General features: G+C 59.2%; 19 protein-coding genes. 9 read left to right on the top strand and 10 right to left on the bottom strand.

What is annotated here, in order from left to right; all coding sequences use genetic code 11:
* Positions 1 to 169: 169 nt before the first annotated feature.
* From cyoE to cyoA, 5 genes are read right to left on the bottom strand one after another with little or no spacing between them, the layout of a single operon-like run.
* The gene (gene cyoE, locus WJM78_RS13855) at positions 170 to 1,063 is read right to left on the bottom strand and encodes a heme o synthase (RefSeq protein WP_339009929.1); all 894 of its coding nucleotides are present in this window, start codon (positions 1,061 to 1,063) and stop codon (positions 170 to 172) included.
* Positions 1,064 to 1,073: 10 nt separating this feature from the next.
* On the bottom strand, positions 1,074 to 1,406 hold the full coding sequence (locus WJM78_RS13860; protein WP_042038450.1) for a cytochrome o ubiquinol oxidase subunit IV: 333 nt from the start codon (positions 1,404 to 1,406) through the stop codon (positions 1,074 to 1,076).
* On the bottom strand, positions 1,407 to 2,021 hold the full coding sequence (locus WJM78_RS13865) for a cytochrome o ubiquinol oxidase subunit III (RefSeq protein ID WP_339009930.1): 615 nt from the start codon (positions 2,019 to 2,021) through the stop codon (positions 1,407 to 1,409).
* 4 nt (positions 2,022 to 2,025) lie between these two features.
* On the bottom strand, positions 2,026 to 4,002 hold the full coding sequence (gene cyoB, locus WJM78_RS13870) for a cytochrome o ubiquinol oxidase subunit I (RefSeq protein WP_042038453.1): 1,977 nt from the start codon (positions 4,000 to 4,002) through the stop codon (positions 2,026 to 2,028).
* A gap of 3 nt (positions 4,003 to 4,005) precedes the next feature.
* Positions 4,006 to 5,031 (bottom strand): cytochrome o ubiquinol oxidase subunit II, encoded by a 1,026-nt coding sequence (gene cyoA, locus WJM78_RS13875; RefSeq protein WP_212514297.1) that lies wholly within the window; start codon positions 5,029 to 5,031, stop codon positions 4,006 to 4,008.
* Positions 5,032 to 5,642: 611 nt separating this feature from the next.
* Here cyoA and WJM78_RS13880 point away from each other — a divergent pair.
* On the top strand, positions 5,643 to 7,568 hold the full coding sequence (locus tag WJM78_RS13880) for an FAD/NAD(P)-binding protein (protein WP_339009931.1): 1,926 nt from the start codon (positions 5,643 to 5,645) through the stop codon (positions 7,566 to 7,568).
* Positions 7,565 to 8,764: a cytochrome c gene (locus tag WJM78_RS13885; protein ID WP_339009932.1), complete on the top strand. Its 1,200-nt coding sequence runs from the start codon at positions 7,565 to 7,567 to the stop codon at positions 8,762 to 8,764. Before WJM78_RS13880 ends, WJM78_RS13885 begins: the two co-directional genes overlap by 4 nt.
* Before the next feature lie 75 nt (positions 8,765 to 8,839).
* Here WJM78_RS13885 and WJM78_RS13890 read toward each other — a convergent pair whose 3' ends face one another.
* The 3 genes from WJM78_RS13890 to WJM78_RS13900 all read right to left on the bottom strand — a co-directional run bounded on the left by WJM78_RS13890 (position 8,840) and on the right by WJM78_RS13900 (position 10,517).
* A complete protein-coding gene (locus WJM78_RS13890) occupies positions 8,840 to 9,175 on the bottom strand; it encodes a DUF3634 family protein (RefSeq protein WP_287147379.1) in 336 nt (111 codons plus the stop codon).
* Between the two features lie 155 nt (positions 9,176 to 9,330).
* Positions 9,331 to 10,299 (bottom strand): nucleoside hydrolase, encoded by a 969-nt coding sequence (locus tag WJM78_RS13895; protein ID WP_339009933.1) that lies wholly within the window; start codon positions 10,297 to 10,299, stop codon positions 9,331 to 9,333.
* Positions 10,300 to 10,364: 65 nt separating this feature from the next.
* The gene (locus WJM78_RS13900; protein WP_339009934.1) at positions 10,365 to 10,517 is read right to left on the bottom strand and encodes a hypothetical protein; all 153 of its coding nucleotides are present in this window, start codon (positions 10,515 to 10,517) and stop codon (positions 10,365 to 10,367) included.
* A 46-nt stretch (positions 10,518 to 10,563) separates the two neighbouring features.
* Here WJM78_RS13900 and WJM78_RS13905 point away from each other — a divergent pair, with 46 nt between their 5' ends.
* Positions 10,564 to 11,121, top strand: coding sequence for a HutD family protein (locus WJM78_RS13905; protein WP_339009935.1), 558 nt, complete (start codon positions 10,564 to 10,566; stop codon positions 11,119 to 11,121).
* 32 nt (positions 11,122 to 11,153) lie between these two features.
* Here WJM78_RS13905 and WJM78_RS13910 read toward each other — a convergent pair whose 3' ends face one another.
* Entirely contained in the window at positions 11,154 to 11,357 is a 204-nt protein-coding gene (locus WJM78_RS13910; RefSeq protein WP_108535849.1) for a hypothetical protein, read from the bottom strand.
* Positions 11,358 to 11,568: 211 nt separating this feature from the next.
* Positions 11,569 to 12,009: an azurin gene (gene azu, locus WJM78_RS13915; protein WP_042038461.1), complete on the bottom strand. Its 441-nt coding sequence runs from the start codon at positions 12,007 to 12,009 to the stop codon at positions 11,569 to 11,571.
* Between the two features lie 331 nt (positions 12,010 to 12,340).
* On the opposite strand from azu, the gene WJM78_RS13920 reads away from it, so the two are divergent.
* The 6 genes from WJM78_RS13920 to WJM78_RS13945 all read left to right on the top strand — a co-directional run bounded on the left by WJM78_RS13920 (position 12,341) and on the right by WJM78_RS13945 (position 21,808).
* The gene (locus WJM78_RS13920; protein ID WP_287147380.1) at positions 12,341 to 13,381 is read left to right on the top strand and encodes an FAD:protein FMN transferase; all 1,041 of its coding nucleotides are present in this window, start codon (positions 12,341 to 12,343) and stop codon (positions 13,379 to 13,381) included.
* A 110-nt stretch (positions 13,382 to 13,491) separates the two neighbouring features.
* Positions 13,492 to 15,138 carry a response regulator gene (locus tag WJM78_RS13925; RefSeq protein WP_339009937.1) on the top strand — a complete coding sequence of 549 codons (1,647 nt, stop codon included), beginning with the start codon at positions 13,492 to 13,494 and terminating at the stop codon, positions 15,136 to 15,138.
* Positions 15,139 to 15,198: 60 nt separating this feature from the next.
* Positions 15,199 to 16,161 (top strand): ion channel, encoded by a 963-nt coding sequence (locus WJM78_RS13930; RefSeq protein ID WP_339009938.1) that lies wholly within the window; start codon positions 15,199 to 15,201, stop codon positions 16,159 to 16,161.
* 156 nt (positions 16,162 to 16,317) lie between these two features.
* The gene (gene xthA / locus WJM78_RS13935; RefSeq protein WP_339009939.1) at positions 16,318 to 17,124 is read left to right on the top strand and encodes an exodeoxyribonuclease III; all 807 of its coding nucleotides are present in this window, start codon (positions 16,318 to 16,320) and stop codon (positions 17,122 to 17,124) included.
* Between the two features lie 345 nt (positions 17,125 to 17,469).
* A complete protein-coding gene (locus WJM78_RS13940) occupies positions 17,470 to 18,669 on the top strand; it encodes an efflux RND transporter periplasmic adaptor subunit (protein ID WP_339015869.1) in 1,200 nt (399 codons plus the stop codon).
* 10 nt (positions 18,670 to 18,679) lie between these two features.
* Complete coding sequence (locus WJM78_RS13945; RefSeq protein WP_275930234.1) at positions 18,680 to 21,808, top strand: efflux RND transporter permease subunit; 3,129 nt, start codon at positions 18,680 to 18,682, stop codon at positions 21,806 to 21,808.
* The last annotated feature ends 32 nt before the right edge of the window (positions 21,809 to 21,840 follow it).

A 21,840-nucleotide genomic window follows, 5' to 3' on the forward strand; every position in this document is an offset into this window, starting at 1 on the left:
GAGCCGGGAAGGTTCCCGGCTCTGGATTTCATGTATTCAGAGGCGCAGCTCTGACTATCGGCACAGTCTGCTCACCCATACCGGCATCGCATCCGGCTGGCAATCCACCGACATCATCACGTTCAGGCAGGTAATGGTGACGACGAGGGAGAACATCTCCGCCTCAGGGTCAGGGCAGCATGCTCACCAGTACCGGCGCTGCGTCCGGCTGGAAGTCCACCGACATCATCACGCTCAGGCAGGTAATGGTGACGATGGAGAACATGAACAGCTTGCGGGCCCAGAGGGAGTCATCGACCGCCTGCTTGTAACCCGACAACGCCATGCCCAGCCACCAGACGCTGACCGCCGTCGCCACGATCAGATACTTGTAACCGGCGTAACCGCCTAAAAACAGCATCAACGTCGGCACCATAAAGGCCAGTATGTAGAGGGTAATGTGGTGTTTGGCCACGACAATCCCCTTCACCACCGGCAGCACGGGTATATTGGCCGCCTGATAATCCTTGAAGCGGAAGATGGCAATCGCATAGGAGTGCGGCATCTGCCACAGGCTGAAGATCGCCAGCAGGATCAAGGCGCCCGAGTCGAACTGAGCGCTCACGGCGCAGTAGCCGATGACGGGTGGCGCGGCGCCGGAGAGGCTGCCGACCAGGGTGCCATAGACGGAGTGACGCTTCATGTAGAGGCTATAGACCCCCACATAAACCAGGAAGCCCAGCACGGCCAACAAGGCAGCCAACGGATTGGCCGCAAAGTAGAGCAGTGCAATGCCCGCAACGCCGAGCGCGCTCGCATACCAGAGCGAGACGCCGGGGGCGATGAGTCCCTTCACCAGGGCGCGGTTCTTGGTGCGCTCCATGATGCAGTCGATGTCCCGGTCGATGTAGTTGTTGAACACACAACCGGAGGCCACCACCAGGGAGACACCCGCCATGGTCAGGATGAACAGGGGCACATCCAGGCTCCCCTTGGAGGCCAGCAGGAATCCGCCGATCACCGAGATGAGGTTACCGAAAATGATGCCCGGCTTGGTCACTTGCAGGTATTGCTTCATCATCACATCAAGCCGCTCAGTGAACCATCATGTTGACGTTGAGGTTGTACATGATCCACAGGGAACCCACCACAACGATGGCGATGATGAGCACGGTAAACACCAGTGCCACCAGGTTCCAGCGCTCCTCTGAGGAGGTGTTCATGTGCAGGAAGTAGATCAGATGCACAAAGATCTGCACCACCGCCATGGCCACCACAGTGCCCAGCACCATGGCATGGGAAGCGGAGCCGTCCATCACCATCCAGAAGGGGATCGCGGTCAGGATAACCGACAGCACGAAACCGATGAGATAGCTCTTGGCGCTGCCGTGGCTGGCGCCGTGATTATCAACTGCATGAGTACTCATTTACATCGCTCCCATCAGATAGACCACGGTGAAAACGCAGATCCACACCACGTCCAGAAAGTGCCAGAACAGGCTCAGGCACATCAGACGGGTACGGTTGCGCTCGGTCAGCCCCTTCTGGTTCACCAGCACCATCATGACGATGATCCAGACAAGGCCGCTGGTCACGTGGATCCCGTGGGTACCGACCAGGGTGAAGAAGGCGGAGAGGAAACCACTGCGCTGCGGGCCGAAGCCTTGGGCGATCAGGTGGTGGAACTCGTAGATCTCCATGGCGATGAAGCCGGCGCCGAGCAGGAAGGTGACCAGCAACCAGCCATTGACGGCGGAGACCTGGTTCTTGTTCATGGCCAGCATGCCAAAACCGAAGGTGATGCTGCTAAACAGCAGCAGCATGGTTTCACCAAACACGAACGGCAGCTCGAAGATATCCTTGCCGCTGGGGCCACCAGCTGTGCCGTTGACCAGGACTGCATACGTTGCGAACAGGGTCGCAAACAGGATGCAGTCACTCATCAGGTAGATCCAGAAACCGAACACCTTGGTGGCACCGGCATCATGGTGCCCATGATCGTCATGGGCGCCGTGAGTGTGATGTAGAACGTCAGTCGCCATGGAATTAAGCCACCTTGTTGAAATTTTCAAAATGCTGACACTCGATCCGCTCGATCTCGTCAACCTGCACGTAGTAATCCACGTCGTCATTGAAGCTGTGGATGATCCAGGTGGCTATCATGCCGACGAAGCCGGCGATGGCCATCCACCAGATGTGCCACACCATGGCGAAACCGAACACCACACTGAAGGCAGCGATAATGACACCGGCCCCCGAGTTTTTCGGCATGTGGATCGGGTCATAGCGCTTGGGTTGCTGATAGGCAGACCCATCCTGCTTGGCTTCCCAGAAGGCATCCAGGCCGGTGATCTTCGGCTCGATGGCGAAGTTGTAGAAGGGCGGCGGTGAAGAGGTCGACCACTCCAGGGTACGGCCACCCCAGGGATCGCCAGTCAGATCGCGGTTCTTCTCGCGGTCACGAATACTGACCACCACCTGGATCGCCTGACACAGAACACCGATGGCAATCAGGCCGGCACCGCAGGCAGCCACGACCAGCCAGCCGTGGAACTCGGGATCTATGTTCTGACTGACCCGACGGGTCATGCCCATGAAGCCCAGCACGTAGAGCGGCAGGAAGGCCACGAAGAAGCCGGTGATCCAGCACCAGAAGGCACGCTTGCCCCAGACCTCATCCAGCTTGAAGCCGAACGCCTTCGGGAACCAGTAGGTGATACCGGCAAAGCAGCCGAACACCACGCCGCCGATAATGACGTTGTGGAAGTGGGCGATCAGGAACAGACTGTTGTGCAGCACGAAGTTGGCAGCCGGCACCGAGAGCAGTACCCCGGTCATGCCACCCACGGTGAAGGTGATGATGAAGCCGACGGTCCACAGCATGGGTGAGGTGAACTCGATGCGGCCGCGATACATGGTGAACAGCCAGTTGAAGATCTTCACCCCGGTCGGGATGGAGATGATCATGGTGGTGATGCCGAAGAAGGCATTCACGTTGGCGCCCGATCCCATGGTGAAGAAGTGGTGCAGCCAGACCACGAAGGAGAGCACGGTAATGGCCACGGTCGCCCACACCAGGGAGGTGTAACCGAACAGCTTCTTCTTGCAGAAGGTCGCCACCACTTCGGAGAAGATCCCGAACACCGGCAGCACCAGGATATACACCTCGGGGTGACCCCAGGCCCAGATGAGGTTGATGTACATCATCATGTTGCCACCCATGTCATTGGTAAAGAAATGGGTACCCAGGTAACGGTCTGCGGTGAGCAGGGCTATGGTGACGGTCAGGATCGGGAAGGAGGCGATGATCAGTATGTTGGCGCACAGCGCGGTCCAGGTGAACACCGGCAACCGCATCATGGTCATGCCGGGGGCACGCATCCTGATGATGGTGGCAAAGAAGTTGACGCCGGTCAGCAGGGTGCCTAACCCCGAGATCTGCAAACTCCAGATCCAGTAATCGACCCCGACCCCGGGACTGAACTCCTTGCCCGACAAGGGCGGATAGGCCAGCCAACCGGTCTGGGCAAATTCACCGACCCCGAGGGAGACGTTGATCAGCACCACGGCGGCAGCGGTAAACCAGAAGCTCAGGTTGTTGAGGAAGGGAAAAGCCACGTCACGGGCACCGATCTGCAGCGGCACCACTATGTTCATCAGGCCGATCACCAGTGGCATGGCCACGAAGAAGATCATGATGACGCCGTGGGCGGTGAAGATCTGGTCGTAGTGGTGTGGCGGCAATATGCCTTCGCCACCGGCCGAGGCCATCACCTGCTGGGTACGCATCATGACCGCATCGGCAAAGCCGCGCAGCAGCATGATCATCCCCAGGATGAGATACATGATACCGAGACGCTTGTGATCCACAGAGGTGAACCACTCTTTCCACAGATACTGCCACTTGCCGAAATAGGTGATCAGCCCGGCGATGGCCAGCCCGCCCAATAAGATAGCGACTATCGTGACCATGATAATGGGTTCATGGTACGGGACAGCGTCGAGCGTTAATTTTCCAAACATCAATTATTCCTCGGATCCTGCTTTCACACTCTTGTCATCCATCGGCATGGCCATATGCCCGGCATGATCCATGGGGGCATCATGGGTCATCTTGTCATGGTCCATTGCGTGATGATCCATGGCGTCGCCATGCTGCATGGCCCCCTCGTGCGCCATACCCTGGTGCTCAGCCGGTGTCATGTCACCCATGAACTTGTTGATCACATTGACGAACAGGGCCGGGTCGGCACTGGCGAAATACGCCACCGGATTGTTCTGGCTCTGCTTGGCCAGGGCCTCGAACTCGGCCATGGTGGTGAGCATATTGGGTGACTGTTTTACCTTGGCGACCCAGGCATCGAAGTCGGCCTGATCCCGCGTCGCGATGGCCTGGAACTTCATGCCCGAGAAACCGGCGCCGCTGTAACTGCCGGAGATCCCCTTGTACTGGCCCGCCTCGTTGGCGATGAGATGCAACTTGGTCTGCATGCCAGCCATGGCGTAAATCTGACCGCCCAGCTGGGGAATGAAGAAAGAGTTCATCACTGTGTCTGAGGTTACCCGGAAATTGACCGGGGTATTGACTGGGAAGGCCAGTTCATTGACGGAGGCGATCCCCAATTCCGGATAGACGAACAACCACTTCCAGTCGAGGGAAATAACATCGACCTGAATCGGCTTGACGTCTGATTCCAGCGGTTTATAAGGATCCAGCGAGTGGGACGTTTTCCAGGTAATAACCGCCAGAATGGCGACAATAATGACGGGTACGGTCCAGACGACCGCTTCAATCTTGTTGGAGTGAGACCAATCCGGGGTATATTTGGCGTTGGTATTGGATGCTCTGTATTTACGAGAGAATGCCACTGCCATAATAATCACAGGGATCACCACAATTAACATCAGCCCGATGGCCGTTAATATCAGTGATTTCTGTTCCAGACCAATCTGCCCTTTGGGGCTCATTAGAGCCATGTCGCAACCACTGAGCAAGCCAGTGGTCGCGAGCAACAGCAAGGCGCCCAAGCCCCTTTTTACATCAGGTCTCATGCCGTGTCCTCATCTTCGCAAGGCGTAAAGTTGTAATAAAAACGCAGCATTCTATTGCATCGGGGGGGGATGTGAACAACATGAAAAATTAATCCCGAATTTGTGTTCGGTTTGGAATTGACCTGTGAAGCATGTTAATAACTTGACGGCAAGGTATTTATCAAAGAGGATAAATAACCAATTCATCATCTGCTGACTTCATTTCACCCAAATATTGTTGATTGAATAGACAGAGCGCGACTTGCCCTTGTATTTGACAGGGTTAAAATGCCCCCTTCATTGCTATTTGTATAAAATATCAGCGCTATTTTCAGCGCCACCAGCGAACAGACCGACTATCAAGCAGAACTCAATCAGGGCCATAATTAATCAAATTAAACTCTAATTAATTCCATGGATTTGATGGGGCCATCGTCCGCAAAGAAGCATATTGCATGCATTGCCAGGGGCCGAATCCATCACCAGACTCATCATTTTGCTTAATAAGTTATCATCAAAGCCATGGACTCCATCTGGATATCGCGTTAGGTTGCGCCCCTTCGTTACCAAGCCAGTCACGAATTCAACCTTATCCCACTTCCCATTTGACTCTTAATACAACAGGGATTGCCATGAGTATCACACGCAGAGACTTTCTCAACGGCGTAGCCATAGCGATTGCAGCCGGTGTCGCCCCCATCAATCTGCTGCAAGCGGCGCAAGGCGGCAACACGCTGGCCGACAAGACGCTTGCCTATCCGCCCGCCCTCACCGGCCTGCGCGGCAACCACCCGGGCTCTTTCGAACCGGCCCACAACATCGCCCGTGACGGCAAGCAGTATGACTTCGCCAATGTTCCCCTTGAGGGGGAGGTGGATCTGGTGATCGTCGGCGCCGGGATCAGCGGCCTGGCCGCCGCCTGCTTCTATCAGCAGTTGCTCGGGGCGGATAAAAAGATCCTGCTGCTCGACAACCACGACGACTTTGGCGGTCACGCCAAGCGCAACGAGTTCACCACCCCCGATGGCCTGCGGCTGGGTTATGGTGGCAGCGAATCCCTGCAATCGCCGCGATCCGTCTACAGCCCGGTGGCGCTGGGGCTGCTCAAGGCGCTGGAGGTCAACATCGACGAGCTGGCCAAAGGGTTCCAGCAGACCTTCTATCCGGATCTGGGGCTCAGCCGCGGTGTCTATTTCGACGAGCAGCACTTTGGCGTCAACAAGATAGTGAACGGGGATCCGGGCCACAACGTGGCGGACGACATCCCCCGCGATCGCCTGAATGGCCGTCCGCTGGCAGAGTTTATCGGTGACTTCCCCCTCGATGATGCCGACAAGGCCGCCCTGCTGGCGCTGCACGAATCGAAGATCGATTACCTGAGCGGCATGACCCGCGAAGAGAAAGACCTCTGGGTGACACGCAACAGCTACACCAGTTTCCTGCGCGATAAAGTGGGCCTCAGCGAGCGGGCGATCACCTACTTCCAGCAGCGCACCAACGACTTCCAGGCGGTCGGCATCGACGCCACCGCCTGCGCCGATGCGCGCCTCTGCGCCTTGCCGGGCTTCGACGGGCTGGATCTCACTCCTCTCGATGCCGAGGAGCAGGCAGAGCTGGACGATCCTTACATCTTCCACTTCCCGGACGGCAACGCCGGTCTCACCCGCCTGATGGTGCGCAAGCTGATCCCGCAGGTGGCGCCGGGTCACACCATGCAGGATGTGGTGCTGGCCAAGTTTGACTACAGCAAACTCGACCTGCCTGAGCACAAGGTGCAGCTGCGCCTTGGCAGCACGGCGCTGCAGGCCAAAAACGTGCGCCTCGCCGACGGCAAGCTGGCGGTGGATGTCACCTATATCAAAGAGGGGAAACTGCATCGGGTGCGGACCAAGCAGTCCGTCATGGCCGGCTACAACATGATGATCCCCTACATGGTGCCCGAGATGCCGGAGCCCCAGAAAGAGGCGCTGCGCCAGAATGCCAAGGCGCCACTGGTCTACACCAAGGTGGTGATCAAGAACTGGCACGCCTTCGTCAAGCTGGGGGTACACGAGGTCTACTCCCCCGCCGCCCCCTACAGCCGGGTCAAACTCGACTATCCGGTCAGCATGGGTGGCTACGAGCATCCCAAGAGCCCGGATCAGCCCATGTGCCTGCACATGGTCTATGTGCCGACCCTGCCGGGCAGCGGTCTCTCGGCCCGCGAACAGTCCCGCAAGGGGCGCGCCATGATCCTCGGTATGCCGTTCGAGCAGCATGAACAGATGATCCGCGAACAGCTACAGGGGATGCTGGGCAGCGCCGGTTTCAACCATGAGCAGGATATCCTCGCCATCACGGTCAACCGCTGGTCTCACGGCTACTCCTATGTCACCAACACCCTGTTTGATGACGAAGCACAGTGCGAAAAATGGATTGAGCTGGGTCGCCAGCCGATCGGCAACATCACCATCGCCAACTCCGATGCAGGCTGGAGCCCCTACGCCCACGCCGCCATCGACGAAGCGTGGCGCGCCGTCAACGAGCTGGTGGCCATCAGCAAGGGAGGTGCCCAATGAGCCGCGCCCTGTCACTGACGGCCAGCGCCCTGCTGCTGGCCCTGCCCGCCCTTGCCGCTCACGCAGCGCCTGCTATGTCGGCGGGTGAATACGTGGCCAAGCTCGGGGATTGCGCCGCCTGTCACACCAGCGAGACCAGCAAGCCGCTGGCGGGCGGCAAAGGGTTCCCGACCCCCATCGGCACCGTATTTGCCACCAATATCACCCCCGACAAGCGCCACGGTATCGGCAACTACAGCCTGTCGGAGTTCATCAAGGTGATGCGCGAAGGGGTGGCCCGCGACGGGCATCGGCTCTACCCGGCCATGCCCTACACCGCCTACGCCAAGATGAGCGATAAAGACCTCGAAGATCTCTATCACCATCTGATGAAGGAGGTGCAGCCGCTGGCCATCGCCAACAAGGAGAGCGACATCCCCTGGCCCCTTAACATGCGCTGGCCGCTGATGGGCTGGAACTGGATCTATCACTATGACAGCCGCTTCACCCCGGTGGCGGGCAAGAGCGAGCAGTGGAATCGCGGCGCCTATCTGGTGCAGGGGGCCGGTCACTGCGGCAGTTGCCACACCCCGCGCGGGCTCGGCATGCAGGAGAAAGCGCTGACCGAGGCAGATCCCCTCTATCTGAGCGGCGCCACCCTGGATGGCTGGTATGCCCCCGACATTCGCGGCAGCCGCTACGACAAGCAGGCGCTGATCGATCTGCTGAAAACCGGTCGCAGTCAGCATCAGGCGGTCGCAGGTCCCATGGCAGAAGTGATCACTCACAGCAGCCAGTACTTCAGCGACGCCGATCTGGCCAGCATCGCCACCTACCTCACCGACCTGAAAGATGAGCCGTTGGCGGAGCAAGGGGCCCGTGCCTATGCCAGTGCCAGCGGCAAGGCGGACTACGCCATGTATTGCTCCACTTGCCATGGCGTCAACGGTCAGGGCAATGACCACGTCATTCCGTCGTTGGTGGGCAACCAGACTGTGCTGGCCGACGATCCCGCCAGCCTGCTCAATGTGCTGCTGTACGGCGCCGAAACGCCCATTACGCAGGGTCATATCGGCTACCATATGCCGGGTTATGGCTGGGCTCTCAACGACGAACAGGTGGCCGAGCTGGTCAACACCCTGCGCGCCTCCTGGGGCAATGAAGGGGTGGCCATCAAGCCGGCCACCGTCAAGGCCCAGCGCGCGCTGCACGAATAAGCCAGCGCCGTGTCACCACTGCCATAAAAAAACGGGCCTCCACTGGAGGCCCGTTTGCTGTGTGCGAGCGGGGCATCAACCCTTGCGTGGTTTTGACCCCGGCAGCGGCGCCGCTGGCTGGCGGTAATCAGCATAGGGGAAGACATTGCGAAAACGCTGGGCCACCGGCTCGGGGATGGAGCGGGAGAAGATCAGCTTGACGCCGTCGCCATCACGCTGACCCAGAATGCGACCCCGCACCGTCTCATGGCGCAGTATCTGTTTGGCATGCTCAATGAATGCGGGAGACACCTTGCCCCGCTTGACCACCACCTTGCCAGGCTGCAACCGGATCTCGAACAGGGCGCCCCGTCCCAGCTTCATCAACCACCAGATCAGGGCAACCGCGACCAACAACGATAACCAGGCCATCTATTTTCCTCCTAACGACTCGATATCCCCGCGCGGGTCAGGCCATCTTGTGCCCCCCAGACCGCGCCATGGTTGCCAGTATAAGCCGCCATTGACCCCGATTATTTGGCGGGGATCACAGCCGCCGCGTTATGTGAGCGCCATCCAAGCGCTGCTCAGCAATCTTTGCCCCAGGCCACCAGCGTCTCGCGATAGAGCGCCAGCAGCGCCTCATCACGCACCGCTACCCCGACCTGCTGGGCACGATAGTCGGCCCAGCCGTCGTGGGGGTGGGACCTGCCATCGAATTTTTGCAGGGTATGACCGATGGCGGGCCCCTCGTTGATGACCCGCACCGGCCCTTCCCGCAGGGTAAACAGGGTCGGATCTATCACGTAGGCGATGGCGGAGGGATCGTGCACGTGGCAGCCATCCAGACCGATGCGCTCCGAATAGAAGCGCAGGTAGAAACGGCTCACCTCCCACAGGAAACGACCCGGCTCGCCCGCGTCATCGCGCAGCGCATCCAGATAGGCGCTGCTGAAGAAGCTCTGCTGGGTCACGTCCAGCCCGATGATCACCACAGGCCAATCGGCGGTAAACACCCGGTCGGCAGCATCGGGATCATCGTGAACATTGGCCTCGGCATAGGGGGTCACGTTGCCACGATGGCCGTTGACGCCAAAGGCGCCCCCCATCACCACCACCTGCTTTACCAGAGTGGTGATCTCAGGCGCCTCCTGCAGTGCCAGCGCCAGATTGGTGAGCGGCCCTATGGTGACCAGGGTGATCTCGCCAGGCGCGGCCGTCACCGCCTCCACGATATATTGCCAGGCAGGTCTGGGATCCGCCGTGATGGTCACCTCCCCGGCCTCCACGTCTCCCAGCCCGCCCGGGCCATGCACGACCGTGGTCGGCCCCACCGGCTCGCGGCGCAGCGGGGCCACGGCCCCCCGGACCACGTCTGCCTTCATGCCGTATTTCTGCTTGAGCCAGAGCGCATTACGGGTGCCGTTGTCTATGGTGGCATTGCCAAACACAGTGGTGATGGCGAGCAGATCGATGGCGGGGTGCGCCTCGGCAAACAGTATTGCCATGGCGTCGTCGATACCGGGATCCGTATCCAGAATGATTTTGTGGGCCATGGGGCCTCCAGACAGCAAGAGAGTTGCCAGTGTAGCGGCCTCCCGCCCGTTTTACAGCACAGGGATCACAGCCTGAGGGTTTCGCCCGAACCGGCCCCGTCGAGTGGCTGCATATTGAGCAAGGCGGTGGGCAGACAGGCCAATGCGGCTAAATAATGGCCAACCGGACGAAAGCGAATAGCCGCCGCCTTGTGAGCCTGCCCGGGGGATGGTATCACTTGGCCTCATTGCCCACTTATCTCACCCCACTGCCGAGGCGCCATCGTGATCACCCTGATTAAAGAGTCTGACCAGCTGAAAATGCCCTGGAAGAACAAGCAGGGCACCACAGCCCAGATCCTCATCGCCCCCAGCAGCGCGACCCTGGACAAGCTCGACTTTGACTACCGGTTGAGCTCGGCCCCCATCAAGGGCGCCGGTCCCTTCTCCAAATTTCCCGGCTATCAGCGCATCCTGCTGCCCATCAACGGCGCCGGCTTCGTGCTCAACGGTCACCCCTATGCCACCTTCGAGGCGGCCCACTTCAGCGGGGATGACGAGACCCACTGCGAGCTGCTGAAAAAAGAGGTGACGGATCTGGGGCTCATCTATGATCCCTCGCGCATCAGTGCCAACGTGCGGGTGCTGAATCTGCCCTTCCCGCTCACCCTCACCCTGGAGGCGGACAAGACCTACCTCTGCCACCTGCTGAGCGGTCAGCTCACGGTGCAGGATCGGGCCGTGGCGATCAACGAGACCCTGGTGGTCAGCGGCGAAGAGAGCATCAGGCTGGAGTGCCAGAAGAAGACGGCCATCGCCTTCTTTACCCTGCAAGCGCGATAAGAAAGAGACCCGTGCAGACCCTGTTGTCGTGCTCAACGTTTGGGGGCGCGGCCCCCGCTGTCGAGACAGGCCTGCATGGTATCGTAGGGAACATAATGCTTGGTGCGGCTGTAGTAGGTGCCACCCTGGGGGTGGCAGATGCCGTTGCGGCTCTTCTTGACCGGGGGCTCTGCCGCCAGCGCCAGGGCGCACACCAGCATCAGGCAACCGCTGACCACCCATTTGACTGCGCTCATCACTCACATCCATTCAGTGTCTGGGCAAGCAGGGCCCGATTGCAGCCTATTTTACCCCTATCAAGGCGCGGCCACTCCTCGCCAGATCACAAAATGAACCATTTATTCAATCGCTTGGCTCGTCTTCACCGCGCGTTCGATACAAGGTTTGTGCATCATAAAAAAAGCCGGCAACCCGGCTTTTTGCTTCATGACCACCCAGACACGCGGTTTAACCGATCTTGAAGCTGCCCTTCATCATGGCGAAGTGGCCGGGGAAGGAACAGAAGAAGGTGAGGTCTTTACCGGCCAGGCCATCGGTTTTGAAGGTAACGCTGGTGCTCTCGCCGCCGCCAATCATCTTGGTGTGGGCCAGCACCCGCGGATCATCTTTTGGCAGGTAGCTGTTGTCAGCACCGGCGCTCATGCCGGCGGTCGCGACAGCCTGATAATCGGCGGTGTTCGCCAGTGCCCAGTTGTGACCCATGGCGGTCACCGGCATCTTGCCGGTATGGTTGAGGGTCACGGTCACCTCTTTGCAGGTCGCCGGTACGCTCATCTCTTTGAGGTTGTACTGCATGGCATCATTGCCTTCGATGACCAACGCGCACTCATCGGCCAGCGCCGGGGCAGCCAGGGTACTCAGAAACAGCAGGGTAATCGCCTTTTTCATCATCCTCTCCTTTGATTGGCAATAGATGGCAACACGATTGCCTGCAGGCTCGCGCCAGCGACTGGCAAAGATGCTGTCAAAATCGACCTTATTCTACTCAAATGTTGTCAATCGGCTATGGTTTTAGCGCAAAGCTGCGGGTCAGGTCACCAGATTGACCTTATTCATCACAGACGCTTACCCCGAACGGATACGTACAACCTCTCTCCCGGCCCACCCCTGTTTAATTTTCTCCCGCTATTTTGCACACCGACCACTCGCCAGCCACCAACCGCTTCGCTAAGCTGGCGGCCCATGGCACAAGGCCCTGTTCAAGATAGAGATATTGCTTATGTCGTTTCCCCCGGTATTGGCCCTGCGCGGCCTCTTGCTGACCCTGGTGCTGGTGCTGACCGCCTGCCAACCTGCGCCGACCCACACCCGCATTCAGGGCAAGACAATGGGTACCTATTATGTGGTGACGGTGAGCGATCCCTTCCCGGGGGGAGAACCCGCGCTGCAACAGGAAGTCGATACCCTGCTGGCGCGGATGAACAGGGAGATCTCCACCTACGACCCGAATTCCCTCATCTCCCGCTTCAATCAGAGCACGGGCAAGCAACCCACTGTCATTCCAGCGGCCATGGCCAGGATAGTGCAACAAGGCATAGATGCCGGCCACCTCACCCAGGGCAAGCTGGACGTCACCGTGGGCCCGCTGGTCAACCTGTGGGGATTCGGCCCCGACAAACGCCCGATCAAGCGGCCAGATGCTAGGCAAATTGACGCAGCCCGCCTGAAGGTAGGCATAAACAAACTGAGCCTGACGCAAGAGGGGGATCACTTCCTGCTCGGCAAGACCATCCCGGCACTCTACCTCGATCTCTCCACCCTGGGTGAGGGCGCGGCCTCGGACGAAATCGCTACCCTGCTCGAGAGCAAGGGGGTACACAACTACCTGATCGAAGTGGCGGGCGCCGTGCGCAGCAAGGGCAACAACGGCAAGGGCAACCCCTGGCGGGTGGCCATTGTCGAGCCTTCCGATCAACCGGGTGCCTTCTCTGATGTGGTGAGCCCGAACGGCATGGCGCTCAGCACCGCTGGCAGCTATCGCAACTATTACGAGCTTGATGGCCAGCGCTACTCCCACATCATAGATCCCGCCACGGGCGCGCCTGTGACCCACAAGCTGGTCTCCGCCAGCGTGATCACTCCGACCGCACTGGAGGCCGACGCCCTCGACACGGCGCTCATGGTGATGGGACCCGAGCAGGCGATGGCGTTTGCCAGGGCACACCAGTTGGCGGTCTACCTCATCATCAAGACGGAGCAGGGCTTTCGGGCCGAATACAGTCCGCAATTTGCCCCCTATCTGGTGCAGAAGAGGCCATGAATGGCGGGGCTTCGCCGAAAAACGGCGGGGCCACTCCATGTTCAATTGCCTGTCTGCGCGCTTTGGTGGCACACTTCTGTTATCCGCCCGTAGCGCCCTGACCCTGACCGATGCAGACACCGGAATCCGAACCAGAAAAAAAAGCCCCGCCCAAGCCCAAGCGCATCCTGCTGGTCAACGAACAGCGATCCTTTCAGGTGATGATGAAGGCGATGCTGATCAACATCGGCATCAATCGCATCACCTATGTCAACTCGGCCGAGGAGGCCAGGCGTCGCTGTCAGAAAGAGACCTTTGACATCTACCTGCTCGATTATGAACTGGGGGGCGGCGAGAACGGGCGCCAACTGCTGGAGAGCCTGCGGGATCAGACGCTCATCCCCCCCCAGAGCGTGGTTATCATGGTGAGCGGCGACAGCTCCCGCGCCATGGTGTTGAGCGCGCTGGAGGCCGAACCCGATGAATACCTGATGAAGCCCTTCTCTCAGGAGCAGTTCTCGTTTCGCCTCAAACGCGCCCTCGCCCGTCGCCTGGCACTGGAGAGCGTGTTCCGCGCCCTCGCCCAGGACGATCTGTCCACCCTGCTGGCCGCCTGCGCCGAGCGGGCCGATGCCGTGCCACGCTTTGCCAACTTTTGCCGCTGCCTGCAGGCCGATACCCAGCTCAAACTGGGGCAGGCCAAGGAGGCCCGCAGCCTGATGCGCCAGCTGCTGGCCGGCCAGGAGAACAGCTGGGCCCGGCTGACACTGGGCAAGGCGTGCCATACCCTGGGGCTCAACGAAGAGGCCGTGAGCCACCTGCAGGCGACCCTCAGAAACACCCCGCTGATGGTGGAGGCACACCTCTGGCTGGCGGAGTCCCAGCTGGCGCTCGGCAATGCCGAGCAGGCCCAGCAGGAGCTCAAACGCGCGGTGGACATATCCCCCCAGTCGGTGCAGCTCTCCCGCCGGCTGGCGGAGGTATGTCTGCTGCGCCACGACTATGCCCAGGCCAAGGACGTGCTGCTGTCGCTCATCGACATGTCGCGCAACTCCATCCATCGCACCCCTCACTATCTGGGGGCTTATATCCAGGCGCTGACCCTGTATGCCCTCAACAGCAACGACATCTACCACATCGCCAATTTGCAAAAGCAGGTGAACTCGGCGCTGTCGCGCATTCGCGATTCGCTGATGATGTCGGAGTTCAACTACCCGGTGTTCGAGCAGATCTGCCAGGCCAGGGTGCAGATCGCGCTGGGCGAGCTGCTCAAGGGCAAGAAGATGCTCTATCGCGCCAACCAGAACTGGCTCGATCAGCCGGACACCATGCCCCCCAGCCTGCTGGGCGAAACCATACTCGCGCTCTACCAGCTCGGCGAATTCGAATATGCCGAGAGCCTGCAGGCGCTGCTGGCGGAGGATGAAGACAGGCTGCTCACTACCTGCATCCAGGCCACCCGCGATGACAAGACGGTGCTGGAGCGGCGCCAGCGTTACCAGCAGCTCAACGAACTGGGCATCAAAGCCTACCAGAGCGGCGAGCTGGAGCAGGCCCTCGGCCACTTTCGCGAGGCGCTGCGCCGGGCGCCCGCCAATACCGGTGCCGCCCTCAACAAGATCCAGGTGCTGCTGCAACTGATGCAGAAGAACCGCAAGAGCCCGGAGTTTGGCGCCGAGTGCAAGGAGACGCTGGAGGTACTGGACGGCATCCCTTTGAACCCGGCGCAACAGGATCGTTTTCGCAAGCTGCGTCAGGAGTTTACCCAGCTCAGCTGACCCACAGGCTGTCCCGCTCGCCTATGCTGATACAGACTCGGCGAGGGGAAGAAGCAGACGATGGCCATGTGTCGATATCTGGTGGCGGACGGGCGCCACTGCAGTGAGGAGGCTGGGGAGCACGAACTGTGCCGCTGGCACGATCCCCACGCCAATCATCAGGATCCCCATACCGCTCGCGAGCTGGAGCGCTACATCCAGCAAGGCGGCCTGTGCCACGGCCTGCAACTGGCCCGCGCCAACCTTGCCGGCCTCAATCTGGTCAAAAAAGGGGCCGCGCAGGGCTTCTTGCTGGAGCAGTGCAACTTTTATCGGGCCAACCTGCAGGGGGCTCACCTCTACGGTATCCGTATCAAGGGCGGCAGCCTGATGAAAGCGGATCTCAGCGACGCCAACCTGCACTGCGCCGAGCTCGACGACGTCAACCTGCTCGGCATTCGCTGGCACAACACCCGACTCGACAACCTCAGCACCGGCAAACGGCTGATGCAGGAGCGACGCGGACGCAAAGAGCGGGATCCGGTACAGGCCCGCATCTGGCTGAAAGAGGCCGAGGAGACCTACCGGGATCTGCGCAAGGCCTCGGAGGCGCAGGGCATCTTCACCATATCCGGCCGCTACATCCAGCAGGAGCTGACCATGCGCCGGCTGCAACTGCCACGCTGGTCGACCCAGCGCTTCACCTCCTGGATTGTCGATCTCTTCTGCGGCTACGGCGAAGCGCCCATGCGAGTGGTACTCTTCTCTTTGCTGCTCATCTTCATCTGTAGCATCTTCTACTTCTTCTTCGGTCTGAGCTTCAACGGCAACCACCTCATCTACCAGCCCGGCGCACCCCTGGAGCAGAACGCAATCTTCCTGCTCGAATGCCTCTACTACAGCGTGGTGACCTTCACCACCCTGGGTTACGGGGACTTCACCCCCATAGGCCTGTCGCGGATCTTCGCCGCCTTCGAGGCCTTCACCGGCAGCTTCACGCTGGCGCTGTTCGTGGTGGTGTTCGTCAAGAAGATGACCCGCTAAAAACCTGTCCACTATCTTACTGCGAGGCCGTGAGCAGGTTGCCGATAGTCAGATACCCGGCTCGGGAGCTGCGCCGGGCACCGCCCCCGGAACTTGCATCCACCGCCGATTCCTAGTCCAATAGCGACTTATAAAAATGACATGAGCATCCCTGACATGAAGATCATCTCTTTCAATATCAATGGCCTGCGCGCCCGCCTTCATCAGCTGCAAGCCATCATCGACAAACACCAGCCAGATGTGATCGGCCTGCAGGAGATCAAAGTGCACGACGAGGCCTTCCCGCTGGCGGATGTGGAGGCCATGGGTTATCACGTGGAGTTCCACGGCCAGAAAGCCCACTACGGGGTGGCCATCATGAGCAAGCAGAAACCCGTCGAGGTGCAAAAAGGCTTCCCCACGGATCCGGAGGATGCCCAGCGCCGCATGATCATGGCCACCTTCGAGCGTGAAGATGGCTCCCTCATCAAGGTAATGAACGGCTACTTCCCGCAGGGTGAAAGCCAGGATCACGAGACCAAGTTCCCGGCCAAGCAGAAGTTCTACGAGGACTTGCAGCACTATCTGGAGACCCACCACACCCCGGACGACCCGCTGGTGCTGATCGGGGATGTGAACATCTCCCCCACCGATCTCGACATCGGCATTGGCGAGGCGAACCGCAAGCGCTGGCTGCGGGATGGCAAGTGCTCCTTCCTGCCCATAGAGCGGGAATGGATGGAACGGCTGAAAGGGTTCGGTCTGACCGACACCTTCCGCGCCGCCAACCCCACAGAGTGCGAGCGTTTCTCCTGGTTTGACTACCGTTCCAAGGGCTTTGACGAGAATCGCGGCCTGCGCATCGACCTCATCATGGCCTCCGACGCCCTCAAGGACACGGTCACCGAGACCGGCATCGACTACGAGCTGCGCGGTATCGAAAAACCCTCGGACCACGCCCCCATCTGGGCCTGCTTTGCCTGATAAATGCAGACAGTGGGGACGTTTGACGTCCCCGCTTACCCGCCCTTTTCCTGTTTAGCATGCCTGACAGGCTACCCGCTCATACCCAAAAAGCGCCCCCCGCCGCGCGCAACGCTTATAGTCAATGTATCCACCGCCGGGACACCAATTGTCGCTGGCTCGCCTTTCTGCCGCCATGAGCACTAATAACTTGCATCCCCGAGCAGCTTGGGTTCAATATTCGCGATCTATCATTAAAAATTGTCATTAATCCAATGAGTTAAATTTGTAACCATGCTGTTGATGATGTCAGTTCAGAAGAAAGGTGTGCACGGCGATCGCTGTCCATCCAACAGGAGTGTGATGATGAAAGTGCAAAACGTCAGGGAAGAGATGTTCAAGCGTTGTGGTCTTGCTCTGGCACTGGTCAGCCTGTTGACCGCCTGCGGTGACGAGCGGACCGCCGGTGCCCAAGCGCTGCCACCCCTGCCTGTGGTGGTGGCCGAGGTCAAGCCGACCGATGTGCCCCTGACCACCGAGATGGTGGGTGAAACCGCCGGTTTTCGCGAGATCGAAGTACGCTCCCGGGTGAACGGCATACTGCTCAAGCGTACCTATGTGGAAGGCCAGCCGGTCACCGCCGGCCAGGAGCTGTTTCTCATCGACCCCGAGCCCTACAAGGTGGTACTGGAGCAGTCCAGAGGCATACTTGCCCAGGAGCAGGCTCGTCTCAACAAGGCCCGTGCCGACCGCGATCGCATCATCCCCCTGTTCAAACGCCAGGTGGTGAGCCGCAAAGACTATGACGACACCATCGCCAACTATGAAGCCGCCATCGCCAGTCATCAGGCCGCTCAGGCCAAGGTGAAGGAGGCAGCGCTCAACCTCAGCTACACCCAGGTCACTGCGCCCATTGATGGCATGGCGAGCAAAAGCGCCCAGTCCGAGGGTAGCCTTATCTCCACCAGCGGCGACAGCAGCTTGCTGACAACCATCACCCAGTACAATCCGCTCTACGTCAACTTTTCATACTCTGAGCAGGATCACCTCAATTTTGAAAACTCGGTGCGTAACGGGTTGATTGAGGCCAAAGACACCACCAACTGGCGTACCCATATCCGTCTCTCTGACGGCTCCGTCTATCCCGAGACGGGCAAGCTCAACTTCTCTGATAATCGGATCGATCCCCAGACCGGCACTATCCGTGCCCGTGCCATTTTCGACAATAAACAGGGCGCACTGCTGCCAGGTCAATTTGCCAGAATCACCATCGACTTGGGTATTCGTAAAAATGCCATCGTGGTGCCAGCCAGAGCGATTGTGCAATCTCAGGCAGACCGCATGGTGATGGTGGTGGATGGCGATAACAAGGTAGTGCCACGCCAGGTCAGACTCGGTCCGGCCATTGCAGAAGGAGTGCTGATCGACAGCGGCCTTAATGCAGGTGAACGTTACATCGTAGAGGGACTGATGAAAGCCAAACCCGGCAGCATAGTCAAACCTGTCTCAGCCCAAGAGATGAAGGCTATCAGCGACAAGATGGCTAACAAGCCAGCGGCCAGGTAAGGAGCGCCTAATGTTTTCCAAGTTCTTCATAGAGCGCCCCATCTTTTCCTGTGTGATATCGATCATTATCGTACTGGCAGGATTGGCCGCCATGCGCGCACTGCCGGTAGAGCAGTATCCGCAAATCACGCCCCCCGTGGTATCGGTCACCGCCTTTTACCCGGGAGCAACCCCTGAAGCTATCTCTCAAACCGTTGCCGCCCCCCTCGAGCAGCAGATCAACGGGGTTGAGCAGATGGTCTATATGCAATCTGGCTCAGCCTCCAATGGCCAGATGAACCTCAACGTCTTTTTCGAGATCGGCACCGATCCGGATCAGGCCACCATCAACGTCAACAACCGGGTCTCGGCCGCCATGGCCCAACTGCCGGAAGAGGTGAAAAAGCAGGGGGTAACGGTCAAGAAAAAATCGACCGCCATCTTGCAGGTCATCACGCTGGTGTCACCCAACCAGTCATTTGATACGACCTACCTGTCTAACTATGCCCTGCTCAACATCATCGACGAGCTCAAGCGGGTACCTGGCGTTGGCGATACCATGCTCTTTGGTGGCACTGACTATGCCATGCGTATTTGGCTGCGCCCGGATCGTCTTGCCCAGTTGCAACTCACCCCGAGCGATGTGATTGGTGCCATTCGTGAGCAGAACAGCGAGTTCTCGGCAGGCAAAATCGGTGCCCAGCCCACCACGACCCCCACCGACTTCACCTATACGGTGCAGACCAAAGGGCGCCTTGAGGATGTGAAAGAGTTCGAGAACATCATCATCCGATCGATGCCAAATGGCGCAAAAATAAGGGTCAAGGATATTGCCCGCGTCGAGCTCGGTGGCAAGGATTACGACATTGTCGCTCGCGCCAACGGCAAGCCTGCCATCGGTATCGCCACCTATCTGCAACCGGGGGCCAACTCGGTTGCCGTGGCGGATGCCGTGCACGCCACCATGGCGCAACTGCAAACCCGTTTTCCGCAGGATATCGAATATCAGATCCCCTATGACACCACAGAGTTCGTAACACTCTCCATTAAGGAGGTGGTACGCACCCTGTTTGAAGCCATGGTGCTGGTGTTTGTGGTGGTCTATCTGTTCCTGCAAAACTTCCGCGCCACCCTGATCCCCTGTATCGCGGTGCCGGTATCCTTGATCGGTACCTTTGCCGGCATGTTGTTGCTGGGTTTCTCCATCAACCTGCTGACCCTGTTTGGTATGGTGCTAACCATAGGCATAGTGGTGGATGACGCCATCGTCGTGCTGGAGAACGTGGAACGCAGCATGCGAGAGCGAAAACTCTCGGCGCCGCAAGCCGCCATCCTCGCCATGCAGGAGGTATTCAGCCCCATTGTCGCCACCACGCTGGTCTTGTGCGCCGTGTTCGTCCCCGTGGCCTTTATGGGCGGCATGACAGGGGTGATGTACAAACAATTTGCCATCACTATCGCCATCTCTGTGGTCATATCCAGCATCGTTGCCCTGACCTTGTCACCGGCCTTGTGTGCCGTATTGCTCAAGGATGGACATCGGGAACCCGCTCGTTTCTTCGTCTGGTTCAATCACCGATTTGACCAGCTCACCAGAGGATATGTGCGTGGCGTGGCCTTCCTGAATCGCCGGGTGGCGCTGGCCTTCAGCATCATAGTGACCATGCTGATCGCCAGTTATCTGCTGTTGATGAAGGTACCGGGAGAACTGGTACCGGATGAGGATCAAGGCTACCTCATCTCTGCCATCATGCTGCCGGACGCCGCCTCCCTGACCCGTACCCAGGCGCTGGCTGACACCTTCGACCAAATCGCCATGGCCAACCCGAATGTGAAGGATGTCGTTACCTTCTCCGGTTTCGATATTCTCTCCAGTGCGGTGATCAGCAACAGCGGCCTGAGCTTCATCACCCTCAAGGACTGGAGCGAGCGTAAAGGCGCAGGGCAGGACTCCTTCTCCCTGGCGAACACCTTTCAAGGCATGAGCTTGATGGGGCTGGCGGATGGCTTTGTGGCTTCATTCAATCCACCGCCCATCCAGGGGATGTCCACCACAGGGGGACTGGAAGGGTATCTGCAAAACCGCAGCGGCAGCGATGCCAAAACCTTCTCGACAGAGGTTGAACATTTCTTGGCCGCAGCCAGAGAACGGCCTGAATTTGCCAGTGTCACCTCGACCTATCGCGCCAATGTCCCTCAGGTCTATCTGGATCTTGATCGGGAAAAAGCCAAGGCATTGGGGCTGCCCATCAATGCGGTGTTCGACACCATGCAGGCCACCTTCGGTCAGGTCTATGTCAACGACTTCAACCAGTTCGGTCGTACCTATCGGGTCCAGCTTCAGTCAGAAGCGGATTATCGCGCCACAAAGGGGGATATTAGCAACATCCATGTTCGCTCTGACAAGGGGGAGATGATCCCGCTCAGCAGCCTGGTGACAGTACGTGATGCCAGTGGCCCCGCGTTTGTTGAACGTTTCAATGTGTTCCCGGCAGCCAAGATCATGGCGCAGCCCGCCCCAGGTTACAGCTCGGGTCAGGCTATCGCGGCACTGGAAGAGGTGGCCAACAACACCCTCGGCAACGATGCCAGACTGGAGTGGACCGGCTCCGCCTATCAGGAGAAAGCGTCTGCAGGCAGTGCCGGCATGGCGTTTGGCTTCGGCATCGTGATGATCTTCCTCATTCTGGCCGCCCAGTATGAGCGCTGGAGCCTGCCGTTTGCGGTGATCACGGCCGTGCCGTTCGCCCTGTTCGGCGCCTTGTTCGCCACCTGGGCAGTCGGGCTGACCAACAACGTCTACTTCCAGATCGGGCTGGTGACGCTGGTGGGGCTGGCGGCCAAGAACGCCATCCTGATCGTCGAGTTCGCGGTGATGAAGCATGAGGAAGGCATGAGCATTGCCGAGTCGGCACTGGAGGCGGCGCGCCTGCGTTTTCGCCCGATTATCATGACCTCCCTCGCCTTTATCCTCGGCTGTATTCCTCTCGTCACCTCGAGTGGCGCAGGTGCAGCCAGCCGCCACGCCCTCGGCTGGCCGGTGATCGGCGGTATGATGGCGGCAACCTTCATCGCCATCTTCTTTATCCCGCTCTTCTTCCGCCTCATCATGGAGCGATCGAAGCGCCCCCGCGACCCTGCCCCCCAGAAGAAACAGTGAAACTAACCAGCCCCCGCCGATGCGGGGGCTTT

It is taken from the genome of Aeromonas popoffii (assembly GCF_037818705.1).
Lineage (GTDB): Bacteria > Pseudomonadota > Gammaproteobacteria > Enterobacterales > Aeromonadaceae > Aeromonas > Aeromonas popoffii.

Excerpts from the sequence above, each read along its gene's own strand:
- WJM78_RS13925 (WP_339009937.1), top strand. The coding sequence starts at position 13,492 with ATGCAGACACCGGAATCCGAACCAGAAAAAAAAGCCCCGCCCAAGCCC.
- WJM78_RS13860 (WP_042038450.1), bottom strand. The coding sequence starts at position 1,406 with ATGAGTACTCATGCAGTTGATAATCACGGCGCCAGCCACGGCAGCGCC.
- WJM78_RS13940 (WP_339015869.1), top strand. The coding sequence starts at position 17,470 with ATGAAAGTGCAAAACGTCAGGGAAGAGATGTTCAAGCGTTGTGGTCTT.
- xthA (WP_339009939.1), top strand. The coding sequence starts at position 16,318 with ATGAAGATCATCTCTTTCAATATCAATGGCCTGCGCGCCCGCCTTCAT.
- WJM78_RS13890 (WP_287147379.1), bottom strand. The coding sequence starts at position 9,175 with ATGGCCTGGTTATCGTTGTTGGTCGCGGTTGCCCTGATCTGGTGGTTG.
- WJM78_RS13885 (WP_339009932.1), top strand. The coding sequence starts at position 7,565 with ATGAGCCGCGCCCTGTCACTGACGGCCAGCGCCCTGCTGCTGGCCCTG.
- WJM78_RS13865 (WP_339009930.1), bottom strand. The coding sequence starts at position 2,021 with ATGGCGACTGACGTTCTACATCACACTCACGGCGCCCATGACGATCAT.
- WJM78_RS13920 (WP_287147380.1), top strand. The coding sequence starts at position 12,341 with ATGTCGTTTCCCCCGGTATTGGCCCTGCGCGGCCTCTTGCTGACCCTG.
- WJM78_RS13930 (WP_339009938.1), top strand. The coding sequence starts at position 15,199 with ATGGCCATGTGTCGATATCTGGTGGCGGACGGGCGCCACTGCAGTGAG.
- cyoA (WP_212514297.1), bottom strand. The coding sequence starts at position 5,031 with ATGAGACCTGATGTAAAAAGGGGCTTGGGCGCCTTGCTGTTGCTCGCG.
- WJM78_RS13895 (WP_339009933.1), bottom strand. The coding sequence starts at position 10,299 with ATGGCCCACAAAATCATTCTGGATACGGATCCCGGTATCGACGACGCC.
- WJM78_RS13880 (WP_339009931.1), top strand. The coding sequence starts at position 5,643 with ATGAGTATCACACGCAGAGACTTTCTCAACGGCGTAGCCATAGCGATT.
- cyoB (WP_042038453.1), bottom strand. The coding sequence starts at position 4,002 with ATGTTTGGAAAATTAACGCTCGACGCTGTCCCGTACCATGAACCCATT.
- WJM78_RS13910 (WP_108535849.1), bottom strand. The coding sequence starts at position 11,357 with ATGAGCGCAGTCAAATGGGTGGTCAGCGGTTGCCTGATGCTGGTGTGC.
- azu (WP_042038461.1), bottom strand. The coding sequence starts at position 12,009 with ATGAAAAAGGCGATTACCCTGCTGTTTCTGAGTACCCTGGCTGCCCCG.
- WJM78_RS13945 (WP_275930234.1), top strand. The coding sequence starts at position 18,680 with ATGTTTTCCAAGTTCTTCATAGAGCGCCCCATCTTTTCCTGTGTGATA.